A 19,578-nucleotide genomic window follows, 5' to 3' on the forward strand; every position below is an offset into this window, starting at 1 on the left:
CTGCAGCGACGAACTCCTCTCCCTGTACAAGGCGGAACGGGACGTACTGCGGGAAGCGGCCCCGGCGATCCCCGCCACCACCAACTTCATGGTGAACTTCAGCATCGAGGCGCTGGACTACTGGCGCTGGGCACCGGAGCTGGACATCGTCTCCAACGACCACTACCTGCGCTCCACCGACCCCGAGTCGCAGATCGATGTCGCCCTGAGCGGGGACCTGGTGCGCTCCATGGCCGGTGGACCGTGGCTGCTCATGGAGCACTCCACCGGGGCCGTCAACTGGCAGCCCGTCAACCGCGCCAAGGGGCCCGGCGAGATGCGTCGCAACGCCCTCGCCCATGTCGCGCACGGGGCCGACGGCATCGCCTACTTCCAGTGGCGGGCCGCGAAGGCGGGCGCCGAACAGTGGCACTCCGCGATGCTGCCGCACGCCGGCACCGACAGCCAGATCTGGCGGGACGTCGTACAACTCGGCGCGGATCTCCAGGCGTTGGCCGAGGTGCGGGGCAGCACCACGGGCGCGGAGGTCGCGGTGGTGTGGGACTGGAACGCCCGGTGGGCCCTGGAGCAGCCCTCCCAGCCCAACGGTGAACTGCGGTTCGTGGACCTCGTGCGGGACTGGTACCGGCCTCTGTGGCAGGCCGGCGTGGCCGTGGACTTCGTCCGTCCCGACGCGGATTTGTCGTCGTACCGCCTGGTCCTCGCGCCGAGTCTGTATCTGGTCGACGACGCGGGCGCGGCCAACCTCACCGGCTTCGCGGAGCGCGGTGGCACGCTGGCCGTCGGCTTCCACAGCGGGGCCGTCGACGCCAACTGCCATGTCCGGCTCGGCGGTTACCCGGGCGCGTTCCGAGAGGTCCTCGGGGTGCACACCGACGAGTTCTTCCCGCTGCTGCCCGGTGAGACGCTGCACCTCGCCGGGGCGGTCCCCGCGGACGCCACCGCCACCCAGTGGTCCGAGCGCGTCCGGCTCGCGGGGGCCGAGCCGGTCGCGTCCTACGACGACGGGCCGCTGAAGGGCGTACCGGCCGTCACCCGGCACGCTCCGGGCGACGGGGTCGGGACCGCCTGGTACCTGGCGACGCGCCCGGACCCGACGACTCTCGCAGAGCTGCTCGGCCGCATCTGCGACGAGGCAGGCGTCCAGCCGGTCCTGGCCGCCCTGCCGGCCGGGGTCGAGGCCGTTCGGCGCACCGGCCCCGAGGCCGACTACCTGTTCCTCATCGACCACGGCGGCAGCGGCGCCGAACTCCCCGCCGACGGCGTCGAGCTCCTCACCGGCAAGGAGGTCTGCGGTACGGTCACCGTCCCCGCGGGAGGTGTCGCGGTCGTGCGCGAGGCACGCTGACCGGTGCGGTAGACGACCTCGACGGCTCCGGGCGTGCGGGGAGGGCGATCCGCCAGAGGCCGGTGCCCCGCAGGGCGTCCGGTCAAGTGCGGCCGAGTTACGGCAGCATGGGCCGGGTGCGCTCTCACTTCCTAGGTATTCCGGAGCTGACGGGGACTCCCGCCGTCGCCGTCGTCATCGATGTCCTGCGCGCGTTCACGGTGGCCGCACAGGCCTTCGCCGGCGGCGCGGAGAAGATCGTCCTGGCCTCCTCGGAGGAGGAGGCCCTGGAGCTGAAGGCCCGTCACCCGGGCTGGCTGGCCCTCAAGGACGGTGCGCCCGCGCCCGGCTTCGACGCGTTCAACTCCCCGGCCATGCTGGCGGCCCACGACCTCGCCGGCCGCACGATCGTGCAGAAGACGACCTCGGGCACGGTGGGCGCCCTGGCGGTGGCCGACGCACGGCTGCTGCTGTGCGCGAGTTTCGTCGTGGCCGGCGCCACCGCGCGGCTGCTGCGGGAGCGTGGCGCGCGGGCGGTGACGTTCGTCGTCACCGGCGAGGAGGGGCGGGCCGAGGAGGATCGGGCGTGCGCCGAGTACATAGCGCGGCGCGTCGAGTCCGCCGAGGTGGACGCCGAACCGTATCTCCGTCGTGCGCGGGACTCCCGCTGGGCGGCCTCGCTGACGCGGGACGCGCGGCAGGGACTGCCGGGGATCCACCCGGACGACGTCGGCCTCTGCCTGGAGGCCGACCGGTTTCCGTTCGCCATGGTCGCGGGTCGCGAGGACACCCTGATGGTGCTGCGGCCGGTATCCGTCCCACCCGGGTGACACACCGCTGACTTCCGCCCGCGCCGGCACACGGCAACGGCGGAAGCCGAACCGCCCTATGCAAGCCCCCCGTTGCTCTTCAACAGCTGCCCGTTGACCCACTGGCCCTCCGGTGAGCACAGGAAGTCCACCAGGTGGGCGGTGTCCTGCGGGGTGCCGAGCCGGCCGAGGGGCGTGGCATCGAGGCAGTGCGCGCGGACCTCCTCGCTCATCCAACCGGTGTCGACGGGTCCGGGGTTGATCGCGTTGGCGGTCACACCGAGGTGGGCGAGTTCGTGGGCGGCGGCCAGGGTGATGCGGTCCATGGCACCCTTGCTCGCCCCGTAGGGCAGGTTCCCCACGGTGTGGTCGCTGGTGAGGCTGATGATCCGCCCGGTGCCCCGTTCCACGGCGAAGCGGCGGCCGAACTCCCGGATGAGCAGCCAGGTCGCGCGCGTGTTGACGGCGAAGTGCCGGTCGAAGCTCTCGACGGTGGTGTCGAGCAGGCCGGAATCGACCGACTCGCAGTGGCTCAGCACCAGCGCGGTGACGGGGCCGAGGCGTCGTTCCGCCTCGTCGAAGACACGGGCCGGCGTCCCGGGGTCGGCGAGGTCGGCCTCGATGGCGGTGGTGGCCGCACCCAGCTCGGACAGGCTTCCGGTGATCGCCTCGGTCGCGCCGGGCTCGGCGCCCCAGGTCATGCGGGCGTCGTACGGGTGCCAATAGGTGAACGCGATGTCCCACCCCGAGGCCGCCAGCCGCCGCGCGATCGCGGCGCCGATGCCGACCGTTCGGCCGACGCCGGTGATCAGGGCGAGGGGGCGGGGGGCGGAGGGCGGCTGTCCGGTGCGAGGGGTCACGGGGCGGGATCGTCCACGAACGGCGGCGAACCGACAACCGTTTTTCCTCGTCGAACGGGATCGCCCGCCCGCGGAAATGCTGAAAAACGCTCAACTCTGGCACATCCGCGAAGCCCTGGAGTCCGCGTGGCTGAAACTCGCCTTCTTGTGACTAAAGTTCAACAGCGCTCCGCGAGAGTCCGCTGCTTACTGCCGGTAAGGCCTTGCCTTACCTGATCCCCAGCCGTAACTCTTCCTCCACAACCAGCCATGGCTCTGGGGGGAGTTGGCTTATGGAAGGCACGGTCGACGGGTTCCGCTACGGTGCGGTGACCCCGGTCGCCGCCTATCTCATGGCGTGCCTGGGAGGGGCTCTGGGACTGCGCTGCATCGTGCGCACCCTGCTCAGCACCCAGTCGTGGAAGGCCGGCTGGCTGGCGCTCGGCGCCGCCTCGATCGGCTGCGGCATCTGGACGATGCACTTCATCGCCATGATCGGCTTCCAGGTCGTGGAGACCCGGGTCCGCTACGACGCCGGGCTCACGGTCCTCAGTCTCGCCGTGGCCATCGTCGTCGTGGGCATCGGCGTGTTCATCGTCGGCTATCGCGGCGCCAGCACCGTCAACCTGTCCTTCGCGGGCGTGATCACGGGGCTCGGCGTGGCGGCCATGCACTACCTCGGCATGGCGGCGCTCCACCTCAACGGGACGATCCGCTACGACGCCGCCGTCGTCACGCTCTCCGTGGTCATCGCTGTCGTCGCGGCGACCGCGGCACTGTGGGCGGCCGTCACGATCCGGGGTTTCCTGACGAGCCTCGGGGCGAGCCTGATCATGGGTATCGCCGTGACGGGGATGCACTACACGGGCATGTCGGCGGTCAGCGTCCATGTGCACGGCAGGACCGGTGGCTCGTGGGCGGGTGATTCGCCCACGTCGCTGCTGCTGCCCATGCTCGTGGGACCGGCGATCTTCCTGCTGCTGGCCGGTGTGGTGGTCATGTTCGACCCGCTGCTGGTGCTCGGCGAGGGCGACTGGAACCGTCCGTCCGCCGCCGGGGAGCACGCCGCGCCGCCCGCCGGGTCGCTCTTCGAGGACGGGCAGGACCAGGAGGTCAGGGTGGTCCACGCCCGCGCACCGCAGGACCCGCAATGGGCGGCACCGCACGGTCCGCGGAGGTGAGAGCCGCCCCGAGCCACCCCCTGGTGTGCCCCCGGGTCCGGTGATCTCCGGTCGGGGGCACCGCCGTAGGGCACTCCGCTTCCCGGCCGGTTCTAGATCGTTGTTACGGTGCACCGGTGTCTGACTCCTCACGCGATACCGCCGAAGGCGCCGGCTGGGGCGCCACCCGACTCGGCGAGTACAAGCGGCTGATGCCGACCGAGGTCGAGAAGATCTCGTGGCTGAACCCGAGCACGCTGTGGGCGGCCCGCAACGGCGTGGTCGCCTCCTGGTTCGGGGACCCCACGGGCCGTACCCGAAGCCGTTGGGTGGCCCAGCGCACGGCGGCCGGCGCACCCGCCGACAAGGTGATCCGGCGGGCGGACCCGGAGCGGTTCTCGTTCATGGTCATCGGCGACACCGGCGAGGGGGACGACCCCCAGTACGCCGTCGTACCGGGGTTTCTGAAGATCAGTCAGGACACCCGGTTCGCGGTCGTCGCCAGTGACGTGATCTACCCGGTGGGCAGCGCGGACGACTACGGCACGAAGTTCTTCCGGCCGTACCAGGACTATCCGGCGCCGATCTACGCGATACCCGGCAACCACGACTGGTACGAGGATCTCGGCGCCTTCATGCGCGTCTTCTGCGACGACGCCCCGCCCCTGGACCCCGAGCCCGCGCCCCGCCCGCTGACCCGCGCCTGGCTGCGCTCCCTGCTGTGGCACCGACCGCGCCCGGACGACGGCCAACGCCTCGACGAGGCACGCCGGTTGCGTGCGGCCCCGTCCCAACAGGCCGTCCAGCCGGGCCCGTACTGGGCGGTCGACGCCGGCCCGGTGCGGATCATCGGCATAGACACCGGACTGCTCGGGACGCTCGACGCCGAACAGGGCGCCTGGCTGCGCGAGGTCTCCCGGGACCCGCGTCCGAAGATCCTCATCACCGGTTCGCCCCTGTACGTGGACGGCGAGCACCACCCGTGCGCCATCGAGGGCGGCGGCACGGTCGACGACATCGTGCGCGACCCGGCCCACCACTACGTGGCGGCGATCGGCGGCGACATACACAACTACCAGCGCTATCCGGTCGACGTGGGCGGCCGCACCATCCAGTACGTCGTCTCGGGCGGCGGCGGCGCGTTCATGCACGCCACGCACACCATCCCGCACGTCTCCGTCGCGAACGTCACCGAGCGGGACTTCCGCTGCTATCCCCTGCGCGGCGACTCCCTGGCCTTCTACAGCAGGCTCTACGGCCGCCGCCTGCGCCTGCGCCGCTTCTTCACCCTCACCGAGGCCGAGGCCACCGCGGTGATCGCCGAGCGCCTCGGCATCCCGCCCACCCGTCTCCCGGGCGAGCCGGCCCGTGTCACCCTCCGCACCCGCCTGGTCGCCAGTCTCCTCGGCGCGGGCGGCCGACCCGACCGCACCTCGCGGTTCCGCCTGCCGGTGCGCAAGATCTACACCCAGCTGTTCTCGCCCAGTTCGGCGACGTACAGCCCGCCGTTCTTCAAGTGCTTCCTGCGGCTGGACGTCACCCCGGAGGCGGTGCGTCTGCGCTGCTTCGCGGCCACCGGCAACCTCGCCCAGGAGATCGACCCGCCCGTCGAGGACGAGGTGACCATCCCCCTGACCCGAACCTGACCCGACAGGCCCGGTGACCGGGAACATCACGCGAGAAGGGCGGGTTGGCACTGCCGTACTGCTTGATACGTCAAACACTCCGGAGGAGCCCGTGCCGCCGACCCCCCGTCCCCTGCGCAAGCTGGGCTTCCTGACCATCGGCCTGTTCGACGAGACCGATCCGCGGCGCGGGCACGAGTCCACGCTGGAGATCATCGAGCTGGGCGAGCGGCTCGGCTTCGACAGCGCGTGGCTGCGCCACCGGCATCTCCAGTACGGCATCTCGTCCCCCGTGGCGATCATGGCGGCGGCCTCGCAGCGCACCAGCCGCATCGAACTCGGCACGGCGGTGATCCCGCTCGGCTGGGAGAACCCGCTGCGGCTGGCCGAGGACCTGGCGACCGTGGACATCCTGTCCGGCGGGCGGGTCAATCCCGGCGTGAGCGTGGGCCCTCCCCTGCACTTCGACGAGGTCAAGGGGGCGCTGTACCCGGACACGGCCGACGCCGAGGACTTCTCCTACGAGCGGGTGCGGCGGCTCCTCGACCTCGTGCGCGGCAAGCCGGCCAGCGACTTCAGCGGTGTGCGGGGCTTCGAGGTCTTCTCGGACCGCGTCCAGCCGCACTCCCCCGGCCTCGGCCGGCGTCTCTGGTACGGCGGCGGCAGTCTGAGCTCGGCGCGCTGGGCCGGTGAGCACGGCATGAACTTCCTCACCAGCAGCGTCGTCAAGGCGGAGGCTCCGGAGGGGCCGTACGACTTCGCGGAGATCCAGTTGTCGCACATCCGCGCCTTCCGCGCCGCGCACCCGGACGGGGAGGAGGCCCGGGTGTCCCAGGGCCTCGTCGTGATCCCCACCGACTCGGCGTCGGCGGAGCAGCGGGCGCGCTACGAGGAGTTCGCCGCGAAGCGCACGCCGCGCACGGCCGAACCGCAGGGTCCGGCGCGGCTGATGTTCGCGCCGGACATCGTCGGCACGTCGGAGCAGATCGCCGAACGCCTGCGGGCGCACGCCGCGTTCCGCGAGGTGGACGAGGTGGCGTTCGCGCTGCCCTTCACCTTCGAGCACGAGGACTACGTGCAGATCCTCACCGACATGGCGACCAAGCTGGGCCCGGCGCTGGGGTGGACACCGCCGGGCGCGTAGGTCCGCCCGGGGGCGATGGCGAGGTCGCGCCGCCGGGCAGGCCGGGTGGCCGTGATCGCCGACGCCGGGGGTGGCCACGGGGCCGACGCCGGGTGCGGACCCATGAACCGGCGTCCGCCCACGTCACCAGCGCCCCACCTCAGTTCCGGTGATCGCCTCCGACGGCTTCCCGCCCACCCCCACCGGCACGTCACCCGCGAGCATCACCCGGTGCATGGTCCGGGGAAAGCCGAGGTGGGCGTTGTCGCTGGGGGCGAGGTGGATGGTGGCGCGGTTGTCCCAGAAGGCGACGCTGCCCGGCTCCCAGCGGAAGCGGACCGTGTACTCGGGGCGGACCGCCTGTTCGAGGAGCATGTCGAGGATCGCGCGGCTCTCGGCGCGGGAGAGGTCGGCGATCTGCTCGACGTAGTAGCCGTTGACGTAGAGGATCCGCTCCCCCGTCTCGGGGTGGACCCGCACGAGCGGGTGCAGGGAGGCGACCTGGTGGTCCAGCAGGTGCCGGACGTAGGCGTCGTCGCCCGGGCGGGGCTGGTAGCCGACACCGAGCCGGTGCTCCACGCGCAGTCCGTCGATGAACTCCCGTACCGGGCCGGAGAGTCCGGCGTAGGCGGCGGCGAGGTTGGACCACTGGGTGTCGCCGCCGTAGGGCGGTACGGTCTCGGCGCGCAGGATCGTCGCCTCGGGCGGGTCGATCCGCGCGCCGTGGTCGCAGTGCCAGCCGCGCAGCAGGGTGTGGCGGCGGCGTTGCAGCCACTCCTCGTGCTCCATGCCGAACTTCCCGCCCAGCTCCAGCCGGTCGGCGGTCGTCTCGACCTCGGGGAAGTCCGCGGGCGAGGCACTGCCCCGCCTGCGCAGCACGACGGGCTCGCCGAACCTGCGGGCGAAGGCGACGTGCCCGGGGTGGTCGAGCTTCTGTCCGCGGAAGAACACCACCTTCCAGCGCAGCACCGCGGCCCGGATCGCGGCGACCACCGAGTCGTCGAGGTCGTCCGACAGGTCGACTCCCGTGATCTCGGCGCCGATGTGCCCGGCCACCGGGTTCACCTCGATGCCCGCGCCCCGCTCCGCCGTGTCCTTGTCCGTCGTCATGCGTGCTCCGTCGTTCGCCGGCCTCTGTCCGAAGTCCGTGCCCCGCGGGGCACGTCACCCATGGTTGACTGCCCAGCGTGGACACGCCCGCAACTCCCCAGGAGCCCGGTGCCTTCGTACGGCGGCTGCCGACGGGCGAACGGCTGCCCCTGCCCGCCGACTCGGTGACCGCCTGGGAGACCTTCCCCTTCGAGGGGGACCTCCGGGTCAAGCCGCTCCGGCCGCCCGTCCTCCCCGAGCCGGGCCGTGAGGGCGAGGGCGGCCCCGGGGAGTGCCGCACCTGCCTGAAACCGGTGACGGAGACCCTGTGGGCCGACGACCACTGGCGGCTCGACGCGGTCGGCACCGAGTCCCGGCTCCCGGCGGTCGTGCTGCTGCAACCGCGCGGCCACTACGACCTGTCCGACCTCCCGGCCGAGCAGGCGGCCGAGCTGGGCCCCCTTCTCAAGCGCGTGGAGCGGGCGGTCCTCGGCCTCGACGGCGTCGCCCGCGTCCACGTCAACCGCTGGGGCGACGGTGCCGCCCACCTCCACTTCTGGCTCCTCGCCCGGCCCGCGGGGCTGGTGCAGCTGCGCGGCTCCTTCCTCCCGGTGTGGGAGGAACTCCTGCCGCCCGCCCCCGACGAGGAACGCCGGCAGGCCCACCGGGAGATCGCCGCCGCCCTGGCCGCGGACGGCGGCACCGCCCACGCCCTGTGACGACACGCCGACGAACCGGGCGACGTCCCGTGTGCTCGCCGTATCCGTGAGGCTGGAAGGACGACACAGTCAAGGGAAGGTCCGGACGTGATCAGCATCCCGACGCACACGCTCAACGACGGTACGACGATCCCCGCCCTCGGTCTGGGCACCTGGCCGATGGACGACGCCGAGGCGGAGCGGGCGGTCGCCGCCGCCCTGGAAAGCGGCTACCGGCTCCTCGACACGGCCACGAACTACCGCAACGAGACCGGTGTCGGCCGTGGTGTGGCCGCCGCCGGCGTCCCGCGCGAGGAGATCGTCGTGACGACGAAGCTGCCCGGTCGGCATCACGGCTACGAGGAGACCCTGGCCTCCTTCGAGGAGTCCCGCGCCCGTCTCGGCCTGGAGTACGTGGACCTGTATCTGATCCACTGGCCGCTCCCCCGGGTCGACAAGTACGTCGACTCGTGGAAGGCCATGATCAAACTGCGTGAGGACGGCCTCGTACGCTCGATCGGGGTCTCCAACTTCACCCCCGCGCACATCGATCGCCTGGAGAAGGAGACCGGCGTGCTGCCGTCCGTCAACCAGATCGAGCTGCACCCCCTGTTCCCGCAGGACGAGCTGCGCGCCTTCCACGCCGACAAGGGCATCGTCACCGAGAGCTGGAGCCCGCTGGGCCGGGGCTCGGACCTCCTGGACGACCCGGCCGTGGCGGCCGCCGCCGAGGCGCACGGTGTCACGCCCGGCCAGGTGATCCTGCGCTGGCACCTCCAGCTCGGCGCCCTGCCGATCCCGAAGTCCGGCGACCCCGAGCGGCAGCGCGCGAACCTCGACGTGTTCGGCTTCGAGCTGAGCGAGTCCGAGACGGCGGCGATCGGCGACCGTGCGCACCGGCGCCTCGGCGGGGACCCGGAGACGCACGAGGAGTTCTGAGCACCGGGAGGGGTACCCGGGGTCTCCGGAAGGAGCCGCAGGTGAGTGAGCCACTGAGGGACTACCACGGCAAGCGGGACTTCGGACGGACACGTGAGCCGGAAGGGCGGCGGACTCCCACGGGTACCGCGCCCCGGTTCGTCGTGCAGATCCACGACGCGAGCACGATGCACTTCGACTTCCGGCTCCAGGTCGGCGACGTGCTGAAGTCCTGGTCGGTCCCGAAGGGCCCCTCCGACGTGCCCAAGGACAAACGCCTCGCCGTGCCGACGGAGGACCACCCGCTGGAGTACGAGGACTTCGAGGGCGTGATCCCCGAGGGCGAGTACGGCGGCGGCACGGTGATCGTGTGGGACCGCGGCACGTACGAACCCCTGAGCCATGACCGCCGGGGGCGTCCCGTCGACTTCGCGCGGTCGCTGGAGGAGGGGCACGCCACGTTCCGGCTGCACGGGACGAAGCTGCGCGGCGCCTACGCGCTGACCCGCTTCCGTGAGGACAACTGGCTGCTGGTGAAGACCGCCGAGGGACGGGCGCGCGGACACGGCACACCCGACCCGCGCCGAGCCCGCTCGGTACGGACGGGCCGGACCCTGGCGCAGGTGGCCGCCGAGGAAATCTGAGCCGGGAGATCCGCCGAACACAGCCCCAACTCGCCTTCTGTGCCTCTATGTTCGCAGCGACACTCGTTCACGGCGACACTCACTGCGGCGTTCCCGCCGCACGTGATCGCTCATGCACACGAGCCAGGAGGCCTTCCGTATGCGCATCGCGCTCCGTACCGCCATGTCCGGCGCGGTCCTCGCCGCCACCGTCTTCGTCGGCGGCACCGCACAGGCGACCCCGCCCGGCCCCGGAGTGACCGCCACCCTGATCGCCCAGAAGACCGTGGGCGACACCGACTACGTCGTCAGGGAGATCACCGTCCCGCCGGGCCAGGCGACCGGCTGGCACTACCACGACGGCCTCGTCTACGGATACGTCAAGCAGGGCACCCTCAGCCACTACCACGCCGACTGCGCCAGTGACGGCGTCTATCCGCAGGGCACCGTCGTGCGCGAGCCGGGCGGCCCGAGCGACGTCCACCTCGGCCGCAACGAAGGGGACACCCCGCTGGTCCTGGAGGTGCTGTACGTGCTGCCGCACGGCTCGCCGTACTCCGAGGACGTACCGAACCCGGGCTGCTCCTTCGAGTGAGCGCGGTGATCAGAACTCGAGCGGTTCCAGCGACTGTTCGGCCCAGATCGTCTTGCCGCTGCCGGTCTGCCTGCTCCCCCAGCGCTGGGTGAGCTGGGCGACCAGCAGCAGCCCGCGGCCGCCCTCGTCGAAGGCGTGGGCGCGCCGCAGGTGCGGTGAGGTGGAACTGCCGTCGGAGACCTCGCAGATGAGGGTGCGGTCCCGGATCAGCCGTAGCTGGATGGGCGGGTCGCCGTAGCGGATGGCGTTGGTGACCAGTTCGCTGACGACGAGTTCGGTGACGAAGGACGCCTCCTCCAGCCCCCAGGCGGCCAGTTGCTCGGTGGCGGCCTGGCGGGTCGCGGCCACGTGCGCGGGGTCGGGTTCGACGTCCCAGGTGGCGACCCGGTCCGCGCCGAGTGCCCGGGTGCGGGCCAGCAGCAGGGCGACGTCGTCGCCGGGTTCCTCGGGCAGTACGGCCTTCAGGACGGTGTCGCACAGGTCGTCGAGGGTGTCCGTCCTCGCGGTGAGCGCGCGGCACAGTTCGGCGGTGGCGTGGTCGACGTCGCGGTCCCGGTCCTCGATGAGGCCGTCGGTGTAGAGGGCGACGACGGCTCCCTCGGGCAGTTCGATCTCCGTGGCCTCGAAGGGCAGTCCGCCGACGCCGAGCGGGGGCCCCGCGCTCAGGGGGACGAGGCTCGCGGTGCCGTCGGGCAGGACGACGGCGGGCGGCGGGTGGCCGGCGGCGGCCGTGGTCAGGCGGCGCGAGACGGGGTCGTAGACGGCGTAGAGGCAGGTGGCGCCCAGTTCGGCGACCTCGTCGTCGCGGTCGTCCGCGGCGAGGTGGGTGACCAGGTCGTCGAGGTGGGTGAGGAGCTCGTCGGGGGGCAGGTCGACGTCGGCGAGGGTGCGCACCGCCGTGCACAGGCGGCCCATGGTCGCCGAGGACGGGATGCCGTGGCCGACGACGTCACCGACGACGAGGGCGACGCGGCTGCCGGAGAGCGGGATGACGTCGAACCAGTCGCCGCCGATGCCGGCCAGCGACCCGGAGGGCAGATAGCGGTGGGCGACCTCGACCGCGGCCTGTCCGGGCAGGCCGCGCGGCAGGAGGCTGTTCTGCAGGGCCAGGGCAGTGGTGCGCTCGCGGGCGAAGCGGCGGGCGTTGTCGACGCAGACGGCGGCCCGGCTGGCGAGTTCCTCGCCGAGGACGGCGTCGTCCTCGCCGAAGTCGTCGGGGTGGGCGATGCGGACGGCGACCACGACGCCCAGAGTGGTGCCGCGGGCCTTGAGCGGCACCGCGAGCACGGAGTGCACGCCCTTGCGGTAGGAGCGGCCGGCCGGGGCGCGGGCGTTGCGTTCGGCGACCCAGCGCATGAAGTCGGGCTCGCCGGCCTGGCTGAGGGCGGCCCGGCCCTCCCGCAGGGCCCGGGCGGGCGGCGAGACGGCCGGGTAGACGTCCGTCTCGCCGAGGCGGACGGCGGCCTCGGGGGTGCCTTCGTGGGCGGAGCCGTGGGCGACGCGGCGCAGGGCGATGTCGCCTTCCAGGGCGGTGGGCGGTTCGTCCGCGCCGAGGACCCATTCGAGGAGGTCGACGCTGGCGAAGTCGGCGTAGCGGGGGACAAGGAGTCCGATGAGTTCCTCGGCGGTGCGGACCACGTCGAGGGTGGTGCCGATGGTGGCCGCCGCCTCGTTGAGCAGGGCCAGCCGCTGCCGGGCCCAGTACTGGTCGCTGCTGTCGAAGGCGGCCAGGGCGACGCCGGTCGGTTCCGCGGAGCCGTCCTCGCGGACGGGCCACATCTCGCAGGTCCAGGCGTGTTCGCGGTTGAGGGCGGGCGCGCCGGTGAAGCTCTCGTAGCGGGCGGGTCTGCCGGTCTCGACGACCTGGCGCAGGTTGGCCAGGAATCCGCGGCTGTGTTCGGCGTCCTCGACCGTGTCCGCGAAGAAGCGGCCGAGCAGGGCTTCCTCCGGCACCCCCATGACCCGGCAGGCGACGTCGTTGAGGCGCAGATAGTGCTGCCGGGTGTCGAAGACCGACATCGACATCGAGGCCTGCTGGAAGGCCTGCCCGGCCAGGGTCGGCTCGGCGGAACCGGGGCGCCGACCGGTGATCACGTATCCGGTCGGTGTGCCGTCACCGCCCAGTACGGGGCACGCGTCCAGGACGAGCGTGCGGAGGGAGCCGTCGTGGTGCCGCAGGACGACGGTCCCCTTCAGCGCCGCCACGGCCGGTCCCGAAGGGTCCTCGGCGAGGAGTTCCCGGGCCGGCCGCCCCACGACCTGTTCGGCCGTGTGTCCCGTCAGCCGGCGGGCACCCTCGCTCCACCCCGTCACAACGCCCGCGGCGTCGGTGACCGCCGTAGCGGAGACGTGCTCCATATCGTCCAGGATGGTCCCATTGTCAGACCGCATCAACCGAAACGCGGCAACCGGGCCCCGTCCGTCACTTTCGGTGGGCGCGCAGCGCTTCGAGGGCGCGGTCGGCGTGGGTGTTCATGCGCAGTTCGCTGCGGACCACGTCCAGCACCGTGCGGTCCTCGGCGATGACGAAGGTGACGCGCTTGGTGGGGGCCAGGGAGAACCCGCGCCGGACGCCGAACAGCTCGCGTATCCTGCCGTCGGCGTCGGACAGGAGGGGCATGCCGAGGGTGTGTCGACCGGCGAACTCCTGCTGGCGTTCGACCGTGTCGCCGCTGATGCCGACCGGCTGGGCGCCGACGGCGGCGAACTCGGCGGCCAGGTCGCGGAAGTGACAGGCCTCCGCGGTGCAGCCGGCGGTCAGGGCGGCGGGGTAGAAGAAGAGGACGACCGGTCCGTCGGCGAGCAGCTCGGACAGCTTGCGGCTGGTGCCGGTCTCGTCCGGGAGCTCGAAGTCCTCGACGGTGTCGCCGGTCTCGATCGCCTTGCTCATGCCTGGCCCTCCGCGTTCCTGGCGACGCCGCGCGCCCACAGCACGAGCGGCAGTTGCAGGGGCAGCCGTCCGAGGGCGGCCGCCTTCTGGGGTGCGGGTCGGTCGCGCCAGTCGACGGCCATCTTGACGTTGGCGGGGAACACCCCGACGAAGAAGGCGGCGGTGGCGAGCGCGGCGGTCCGCCGGGTCTTCGGCACCGCCAGACCGGCGGCGAGCGCGAGCTCCACGGCTCCGCTGGCGTAGGTCCAGGTCCGGGGCCTGCCGGGCAGGGCCTTCGGGATGGTCGCGTCGAACGAGCGCGGTGCGGCGAAGTGGGCGACGCCCGCGGTGGCCAGCAGACCGGCGAGCAGCAGGGGCGAGCGTGAAGACCGTGGCACGGTTCCTCCTTGGGGGGCTGCCGCGCACATTACTGGACGGTACAGGCACCTCGTTCGGCGGCCTCCGCCGTCATGGGGCGGGGCGGTTGTGGGTGCCCGGGGTGTAGCCGAAGGAGCGGCGGAAGACGTCGATGAAGGCGCTCGCGGAGGACCAGCCGCAGCGGTGGGCGACGGTCGTGACGGGGATGTCGTCGGCCAGCATGCGCAGGGCGTGGTAGAGGCGCGACTGGGTGCGCCACTGCGGGAAGGTCATGCCGAACTCGGCGCGGAAGAGGCGGCTCAGCGTGCGTTCCGAGGCACCGGTCGCCGCGCCGAGGGCGGCGAGGGTGTGCGGGTCGGCGGGGTCGGCGTGGACGAGCGCGCAGACCGCGGCGAGGCGGGGATCGGCCGCGGCGGGCAGCCGCAGGGGCTGTTGCGGCGAGGCGCGCAGCCGGTCGCGCAGCACGGCGAGGAGGCGCCGGCGTTCGGGGCTGTCGTCGGCCGGGTCGCGGGTGTAGGCGAGGATCAGCTCACGCAGGAGAGGGTCTACGGCGAGCACGGTCGGGGCGTCCAGGCCGAGCGGGTTGTCGTCGGCGGGCAGGCCGACCAGGTGCAGGTCGAGCCGGCCGTGGGCGCGGTGGGAGTGGACGGTGCCCGCGGGGACCCAGATGGCGCGGGTGCCGGGGGCGAACCAGATGCCGGCGTCGGTGGTGACCGCGAGGACACCGGAGCCGGCGTAGACGATCTGGTGGTCGTCGTGCCGGTGGGCGTCGATGCGTTCGCCCGCGGTGAGTCGCTGGGCGCGGGTGGGCGCCACCGGCGAGTGGCGGATGTTCGACACAACTGGGCAGATTATCGGAAGCGGGCCAGGAGGCGGCGGCGCGAGGCTCGGTGCCATGCCCAAGAACCGTCCCCTCACGCTGATGTCCCTCGGTCACGCCTGCGTGGACGTGTACCAGGGGGCCGTGGCCGCCCTGGTGCCGTTCTTCGTCGCCGAGCGGGCCTGGTCCTACGCCGCCGCGTCGGGTGTCGTCCTGGCCGCGTCCCTGCTCTCGTCGGTCGTGCAGCCGTTGTTCGGCGCGCTCACCGACCGCTGGGCGATGCCGTGGCTGCTGCCGCTGAGCGCGCTGACCGCGGGGGCGGGTGTCGCGCTGAGCGGGGTCCTCGGGTCCTATCCGCTCACCCTGGCGGCGGTCGCCGTGTCCGGGGTGGGGGTCGCCGCCTATCACCCGGAGGCCGCCAGGGTCGCGCGGGCCGTCGCGACCGGTGGGAACAGGGGGATGGGGTGGTTCTCGCTCGGCGGCAACGTCGGCTTCGCCCTGGCCCCGCTGCTGGTGGCCGCCGTGATCGCCACCGGCGGTCTCGACGCCTCTCCCGTGCTGGCCGCTCCGGCCGTGGTGGGCGCCGCCCTGTGCGCGGCGGCGGTGCGCGCGTCCCGGGCCCACCCGACGCTGGGACCGGCGGTCGCGCACGGCGGAGGCGACGACTGGCCGTCGTTCCTGCGCCTGTCGGGCGCGGTGGTCTGCCGGTCGGTCGTGTTCGTCGGGCTGAGCGCGTTCGTGTCGCTGTACGTCCGTGAGCGCGTCGGCGGCGGGGACGTGGCCGGTACGGCAGCGCTGAGCGTGCTGTACGCGGGCGGTGCCGTGGGCACGGTCCTCGGGGGCCGGCTGGCCGACCGGTACGGGCGCCTCACGGTCGTTCGCGGGGCGTACGCCCTGACGGTGCTCGCCGTGGCCGGGGTGGTGCTCGCCCCTGGCCCGGCGGTGTACCTGTTCGTGGCCCTGACCTCGGCCGGCCTGTACGTGCCGTTCTCCCTGCACGTCACCCTGGGCCAGGACTACCTGCCGGGGCGGGTGGGCACGGCGAGCGGCGTCACGCTGGGCCTGACGGTGAGCGTCGGCGGGCTGGCCGCACCGGCGCTGGGTGCGCTGGCCGACGCCACGTCGCTGCGGACCGCGCTGCTGCCGTTGGTCGTCCTGCCCGCGCTGGGCGCCCTGCTGCTGCGCGGCCTGCGCGAACCCGCTCCCCGGGAGCGCCTCGTCGCCACGCGGTGAGCCTCAGCGGGCGCGGGCCACGGAGGCGGTCCGATGGTCCGCCGGATGGCGCAGGTGAAGGGGGAGGCCGTCACCCCGAGCCGGTGGGGCCTCGGGCGTATCGGCTCGATGTCGGCCACCTTGCGCGGCAACATGACGGCAGCCCTCGGGAGCGCCGGGGAGCGACTGCGAGGACGTGGGGGCGCGTCCCACCCCAACGGCACCGTCGAGGGCTCCGCGGGCCGCCGGCCAGGTCATCGCCCGTCGGCCCGGCCACCGGCAGGCGCCACGTCCTGCCCGGGGAGGACCCGACCCCGGCACGTACTGCGTTCTCAGTAGGCGCGAGTGTCGGCGCTGGTACGACGACGAATGGACCGGATCCCGGGAAGACTGGCGAGCCGGACCGTGGAGGGGGGATACGGCGCCACTGGGCCGGGGCGGGTCGCGGCGGCCGCATCACGCGGGCCTCGGCCATCATCGTTCCAGGACGACTGGAGGGCCCATGAGCATCCCGCTGCGGCGCTACGCCGACGACCATGTCCGTACGGTCGTCGCCCTGACGGCCGGGCTACGGCTGCCCGGGCTCCTGTACGGCGGCGAGGGCCGCCCCGGCTCGGACCTGCCGGACCCGGTGGGGCACCCCCCGCTCCCCCTCGACCCCACTGCCCAGGAACGCCAGGAACGGACCCCATGACCATCCGCGTACTGCTCGCCGACGACCAGGCCCTGCTGCGAGCCACCTTCCGGATCCTCATCGACTCGTGCGACGACATGGAGGTGGTCGCGGAGGCCGCCGACGGGGCCGCGGCGGTCGAGCTGGCGCGCGTCCACCGTCCCGACGTGATCCTCATGGACATCCGCATGCCGGGGACCGACGGTCTGGCCGCCACGTCCGTGATCTGCGCGGATCCGGAGCTGGCGGAGACGCGGGTGCTGATCCTGACCACGTTCGAGATCGACGAGTACGTCGCCCAGGCGCTGCGGTCCGGGGCCAGCGGCTTCCTGGGCAAGGACGTCACCGCCGAGGCGCTGCTCGACGGCATCCGCACCGTGGCGGCCGGTGACTCCCTGCTCTCCCCCGGTGCCACCCGCACCCTGATCACCCGGTTCCTCGCGGCACCGGGCCTCGGCACCCGGCTGGCGGGCGCCGACGACCTGACCGGTCTCACCACCCGGGAACGGGAGGTGATGGCGTGGGTCGCCGAGGGGCACTCCAACGAGGAGATCGCGGGCAAGCTCTTCGTCAGCCCCCTGACCGTGCGCACCCACGTCCACCGCGCGATGACCAAGCTGGGCGCCCGGGACCGCGCCCAGCTCGTGGTGATGGCCTATCAGTCGGGACTCGTGCAGCCGCTGCCGCCCGAGGAACGCTGATCCCTCATCTCCCCGAGAGCTCCTCCAGCCACTGCTGGAGCAGGGCCGCCTCCGCCGTGGTGAGCGTCGGCGGCAGGTCGGCACGCAGCCGGGCCGCGAGTGTAGCGGCGGCGACGGGCACCGAGCTGTCCTCCCGCACCGCCTCGGTGTCGGTCTCGGCGGGCCGGGTCACCGAGTCCAGCACCGCGTCGCGCAGTCGCTGCGAGAACTTCCCGTCCGCGTACTGCTCGGGCCTGGTCAGCATGGACAGGGCCGCTCCGACGTTTGCGGACATGATCATCTGGGTGGCGAGCGCGGGCGGTACCGTCAGCCGCCCCTGGGCCGCACAGCGTTCGAGAATGGCGTGCAGCAGGTCGTGCGCCTCCTGGGCCGCGGCCGGCGGCACGGTCAGTTCGGGCGAGTACATCAGGCGGTAGTGGCTGGGGTGCTCCAACGCGAAGCGCATGTGGTTGTCCCAGCCGCTCTTCAGGTCCTCGACCGGGTCCGCGCTCGGCCGGGCCGCCCGCTTGGACGCGAGGTACTGCTCGAACCCCCGGTCGACCACGGCGGCCAGCAGACCGGCCTTGTCGCCGAAGAGCCGGTAGAGCATCGGCGCGCCCACCCCGGCCTTCTCGCACACCGCGCGCGTGGAGACATCGGCGGCCGACGCACCGGCCAGCAGCTCGGCGGCCGCTTCCAGGATCTTTTCCCTCGCATCCATGCCCCCACCGTACGACATTCGTAGCGTCGATACGAGGCGATAGTTACCACCGCTACGGATCCGTGTTATCGTCGATACGAGTAGGCCGTATCAGCGCTAACAGAGGATGCAGTCATGACCACTCAGCCCCGGACGGAACAGCGTGTCGCGATCGTGACCGGCGGATCGCGCGGGATCGGACGGCAGATCGCCGAGCAGCTCGCCGACGACGGGTTCGCGGTCGTCGTCGGGTACGCGGGCAACAAGGTCGCCGCCGACGAGGCCGTGCGGGCCATCGAGGAGGCGGGCGGTACCGCCTTGTCCGCCCGCGCGGACGTCGCCGAGGAGACCGAGGTCGCCGCCCTGTTCGACCTGGCGGAGGCCACGTACGGCGGTGTCGACGCGGTGGTCCACTCCGCGGGCCGGATGCCGCTCTCCCCCATCGCGGAGCTCGACCTCGCCGAGCTCGACGCCCTGTACCGCACCAACATCCGCGGCACCTTCGTCGTCGACCAGCAGGCCGCGCGCCGACTGCGCCCGGGCGGCGCGCTCGTCAACCTCTCCAGCTCGGTCGTCGGGCTCGCCTTCCCCGGGTACGGCGCCTACGCCGCCAGCAAGGGCGCGGTCGAGGCCGTGACCCTGATCCTCGCCCGTGAGCTCCGCGGCCGTGACGTCACCGCCAACGCCGTTGCCCCCGGCCCGACGGCCACCGACCTCTTCCTCGACGGCAAGGACGAGGAGACCGTCGCCCGCCTCGCGGCACAGCCCCCGCTGGAGCGGCTCGGGACGCCGAAGGACATCGCCCACGTCGTGTCGTTCCTGGTGAGCCCGGCGGGCCACTGGGTCAACGGCCAAGTGCTGCGGGCCAACGGCGGCATCATCTGACCGCGAACACGCCGCCCCCGCTCCCCGGCCGGGCTGTCCGACCACAGACCTCAGCCCCCCCCCGTCCCCGATCCCCGATCCCCGATCCCCCGCCTACGATGCCCGGATGCGGCCCCACTTCACCGGCACCTCCCTGATCACCGACGACGTCCCGGCACTCGCCGCCTTCTACGCGAGGGTCCTCGAAGCCGAAGTGGAGGGCGAGGCGCCGTTCGCCCGGGTGACGGTCCCCGGCGCCGTCCTGTCCTTCTTCTCCACCGAGGGCATGGAGTCGATGGTGCCCGGATCGACGGCCACCGCCGCGAGCGGCAACTTCACCCTGGAGTTCCGGGTCACCGACGTGGACGCACGCCACGAACGACTGGCGGCCCAGGGGATCGAGATCCTGAAACCGCCGACCACCCAGCCGTGGGGCCGCCGGTCGGTGTGGCTGCGGGACCCGGACGGCAACATCGTGAACCTGTACCAGGAGGGCTGAGAAGACCTCCGGACGGCGCCCGTTCAGGGGAAACCGGTGCGCGGGGCGCGTGGCGGCCGGTGCTCGCGTCGACAACT

Annotated in this window: 21 protein-coding genes; 14 read left to right on the plus strand and 7 right to left on the minus strand. The window is 72.6% G+C overall.

All coding sequences use genetic code 11. The features are described 5' to 3' along the window. A partial coding sequence (locus ABZ098_RS44045; protein WP_356600566.1) for a beta-galactosidase trimerization domain-containing protein occupies nucleotides 1-1,348 on the plus strand: 1,348 nt, incomplete at its 5' end. 116 nt (nucleotides 1,349-1,464) lie between these two features. Beyond that, nucleotides 1,465-2,157, plus strand: a complete 693-nt coding sequence (locus ABZ098_RS44050; RefSeq protein WP_356600568.1) for a 2-phosphosulfolactate phosphatase — start codon at nucleotides 1,465-1,467, stop codon at nucleotides 2,155-2,157. 56 nt (nucleotides 2,158-2,213) lie between these two features. On the opposite strand, the gene ABZ098_RS44055 is transcribed toward ABZ098_RS44050, so the two are convergent. After that, nucleotides 2,214-2,996, minus strand: a complete 783-nt coding sequence (locus ABZ098_RS44055) for an SDR family oxidoreductase (protein WP_356600570.1) — start codon at nucleotides 2,994-2,996, stop codon at nucleotides 2,214-2,216. A 272-nt stretch (nucleotides 2,997-3,268) separates the two neighbouring features. On the opposite strand from ABZ098_RS44055, the gene ABZ098_RS44060 reads away from it, so the two are divergent. From ABZ098_RS44060 to ABZ098_RS44070, 3 genes are all read left to right on the plus strand, one after another. Then, complete coding sequence (locus tag ABZ098_RS44060; protein WP_356600572.1) at nucleotides 3,269-4,156, plus strand: MHYT domain-containing protein; 888 nt, start codon at nucleotides 3,269-3,271, stop codon at nucleotides 4,154-4,156. Nucleotides 4,157-4,272: 116 nt separating this feature from the next. Next, nucleotides 4,273-5,781 carry a metallophosphoesterase gene (locus ABZ098_RS44065; protein WP_356600574.1) on the plus strand — a complete coding sequence of 503 codons (1,509 nt, stop codon included), beginning with the start codon at nucleotides 4,273-4,275 and terminating at the stop codon, nucleotides 5,779-5,781. Nucleotides 5,782-5,872: 91 nt separating this feature from the next. Then, a complete protein-coding gene (locus ABZ098_RS44070; RefSeq protein ID WP_356600576.1) occupies nucleotides 5,873-6,904 on the plus strand; it encodes an LLM class flavin-dependent oxidoreductase in 1,032 nt (343 codons plus the stop codon). A gap of 123 nt (nucleotides 6,905-7,027) precedes the next feature. Here the strand turns inward: ABZ098_RS44070 and ABZ098_RS44075 are convergent, their stop codons facing one another. Further along, nucleotides 7,028-7,993 carry a TauD/TfdA family dioxygenase gene (locus ABZ098_RS44075; RefSeq protein WP_356600578.1) on the minus strand — a complete coding sequence of 322 codons (966 nt, stop codon included), beginning with the start codon at nucleotides 7,991-7,993 and terminating at the stop codon, nucleotides 7,028-7,030. Nucleotides 7,994-8,070: 77 nt separating this feature from the next. On the opposite strand from ABZ098_RS44075, the gene ABZ098_RS44080 reads away from it, so the two are divergent. The 4 genes from ABZ098_RS44080 (at nucleotide 8,071) to ABZ098_RS44095 (ending at nucleotide 10,806) form a co-directional block, all read left to right on the plus strand. Continuing rightward, a complete protein-coding gene (locus tag ABZ098_RS44080; protein ID WP_356600580.1) occupies nucleotides 8,071-8,691 on the plus strand; it encodes a hypothetical protein in 621 nt (206 codons plus the stop codon). 87 nt (nucleotides 8,692-8,778) lie between these two features. After that, complete coding sequence (locus ABZ098_RS44085; RefSeq protein ID WP_356600582.1) at nucleotides 8,779-9,609, plus strand: aldo/keto reductase; 831 nt, start codon at nucleotides 8,779-8,781, stop codon at nucleotides 9,607-9,609. Nucleotides 9,610-9,650: 41 nt separating this feature from the next. After that, nucleotides 9,651-10,232, plus strand: a complete 582-nt coding sequence (locus ABZ098_RS44090) for a DNA polymerase ligase N-terminal domain-containing protein (protein ID WP_356600584.1) — start codon at nucleotides 9,651-9,653, stop codon at nucleotides 10,230-10,232. A 139-nt stretch (nucleotides 10,233-10,371) separates the two neighbouring features. After that, a complete protein-coding gene (locus ABZ098_RS44095) occupies nucleotides 10,372-10,806 on the plus strand; it encodes a cupin domain-containing protein (RefSeq protein WP_356600586.1) in 435 nt (144 codons plus the stop codon). Between the two features lie 9 nt (nucleotides 10,807-10,815). Here the strand turns inward: ABZ098_RS44095 and ABZ098_RS44100 are convergent, their stop codons facing one another. The 4 genes from ABZ098_RS44100 to ABZ098_RS44115 form a co-directional block, all read right to left on the minus strand. Beyond that, nucleotides 10,816-13,164 (minus strand): SpoIIE family protein phosphatase, encoded by a 2,349-nt coding sequence (locus ABZ098_RS44100; RefSeq protein ID WP_356600588.1) that lies wholly within the window; start codon nucleotides 13,162-13,164, stop codon nucleotides 10,816-10,818. A 64-nt stretch (nucleotides 13,165-13,228) separates the two neighbouring features. After that, nucleotides 13,229-13,696: a peroxiredoxin gene (locus tag ABZ098_RS44105; protein WP_356600590.1), complete on the minus strand. Its 468-nt coding sequence runs from the start codon at nucleotides 13,694-13,696 to the stop codon at nucleotides 13,229-13,231. After that, nucleotides 13,693-14,073, minus strand: coding sequence for a MauE/DoxX family redox-associated membrane protein (locus tag ABZ098_RS44110; protein ID WP_356600592.1), 381 nt, complete (start codon nucleotides 14,071-14,073; stop codon nucleotides 13,693-13,695). The genes ABZ098_RS44105 and ABZ098_RS44110 overlap by 4 nt, the downstream gene beginning before the upstream one ends. A 70-nt stretch (nucleotides 14,074-14,143) precedes the next feature. Then, nucleotides 14,144-14,893: a helix-turn-helix transcriptional regulator gene (locus tag ABZ098_RS44115; RefSeq protein ID WP_356600594.1), complete on the minus strand. Its 750-nt coding sequence runs from the start codon at nucleotides 14,891-14,893 to the stop codon at nucleotides 14,144-14,146. Between the two features lie 55 nt (nucleotides 14,894-14,948). On the opposite strand from ABZ098_RS44115, the gene ABZ098_RS44120 reads away from it, so the two are divergent. The 3 genes from ABZ098_RS44120 to ABZ098_RS44130 all read left to right on the plus strand — a co-directional run bounded on the left by ABZ098_RS44120 (nucleotide 14,949) and on the right by ABZ098_RS44130 (nucleotide 17,459). Beyond that, nucleotides 14,949-16,106, plus strand: a complete 1,158-nt coding sequence (locus tag ABZ098_RS44120) for an MFS transporter (protein ID WP_356600596.1) — start codon at nucleotides 14,949-14,951, stop codon at nucleotides 16,104-16,106. 481 nt (nucleotides 16,107-16,587) lie between these two features. Beyond that, complete coding sequence (locus ABZ098_RS44125) at nucleotides 16,588-16,779, plus strand: hypothetical protein (protein ID WP_356600598.1); 192 nt, start codon at nucleotides 16,588-16,590, stop codon at nucleotides 16,777-16,779. After that, a complete protein-coding gene (locus tag ABZ098_RS44130) occupies nucleotides 16,776-17,459 on the plus strand; it encodes a response regulator transcription factor (RefSeq protein ID WP_356600600.1) in 684 nt (227 codons plus the stop codon). Before ABZ098_RS44125 ends, ABZ098_RS44130 begins: the two co-directional genes overlap by 4 nt. Before the next feature lie 4 nt (nucleotides 17,460-17,463). Here the strand turns inward: ABZ098_RS44130 and ABZ098_RS44135 are convergent, their stop codons facing one another. Next, entirely contained in the window at nucleotides 17,464-18,159 is a 696-nt protein-coding gene (locus tag ABZ098_RS44135; protein WP_356600602.1) for a TetR/AcrR family transcriptional regulator, read from the minus strand. A gap of 114 nt (nucleotides 18,160-18,273) precedes the next feature. Here ABZ098_RS44135 and ABZ098_RS44140 point away from each other — a divergent pair, with 114 nt between their 5' ends. Together ABZ098_RS44140 and ABZ098_RS44145 are read left to right on the plus strand one after the other, a co-directional pair. Next, the gene (locus ABZ098_RS44140) at nucleotides 18,274-19,023 is read left to right on the plus strand and encodes an SDR family oxidoreductase (RefSeq protein ID WP_356600604.1); all 750 of its coding nucleotides are present in this window, start codon (nucleotides 18,274-18,276) and stop codon (nucleotides 19,021-19,023) included. Nucleotides 19,024-19,129: 106 nt separating this feature from the next. Then, nucleotides 19,130-19,501, plus strand: coding sequence for a VOC family protein (locus ABZ098_RS44145; RefSeq protein ID WP_356600606.1), 372 nt, complete (start codon nucleotides 19,130-19,132; stop codon nucleotides 19,499-19,501). Nucleotides 19,502-19,578: the final 77 nt, after the last annotated feature.

The organism is Streptomyces sp. NPDC006335 (genome assembly GCF_040612795.1).
GTDB lineage: Bacteria > Actinomycetota > Actinomycetes > Streptomycetales > Streptomycetaceae > Streptomyces.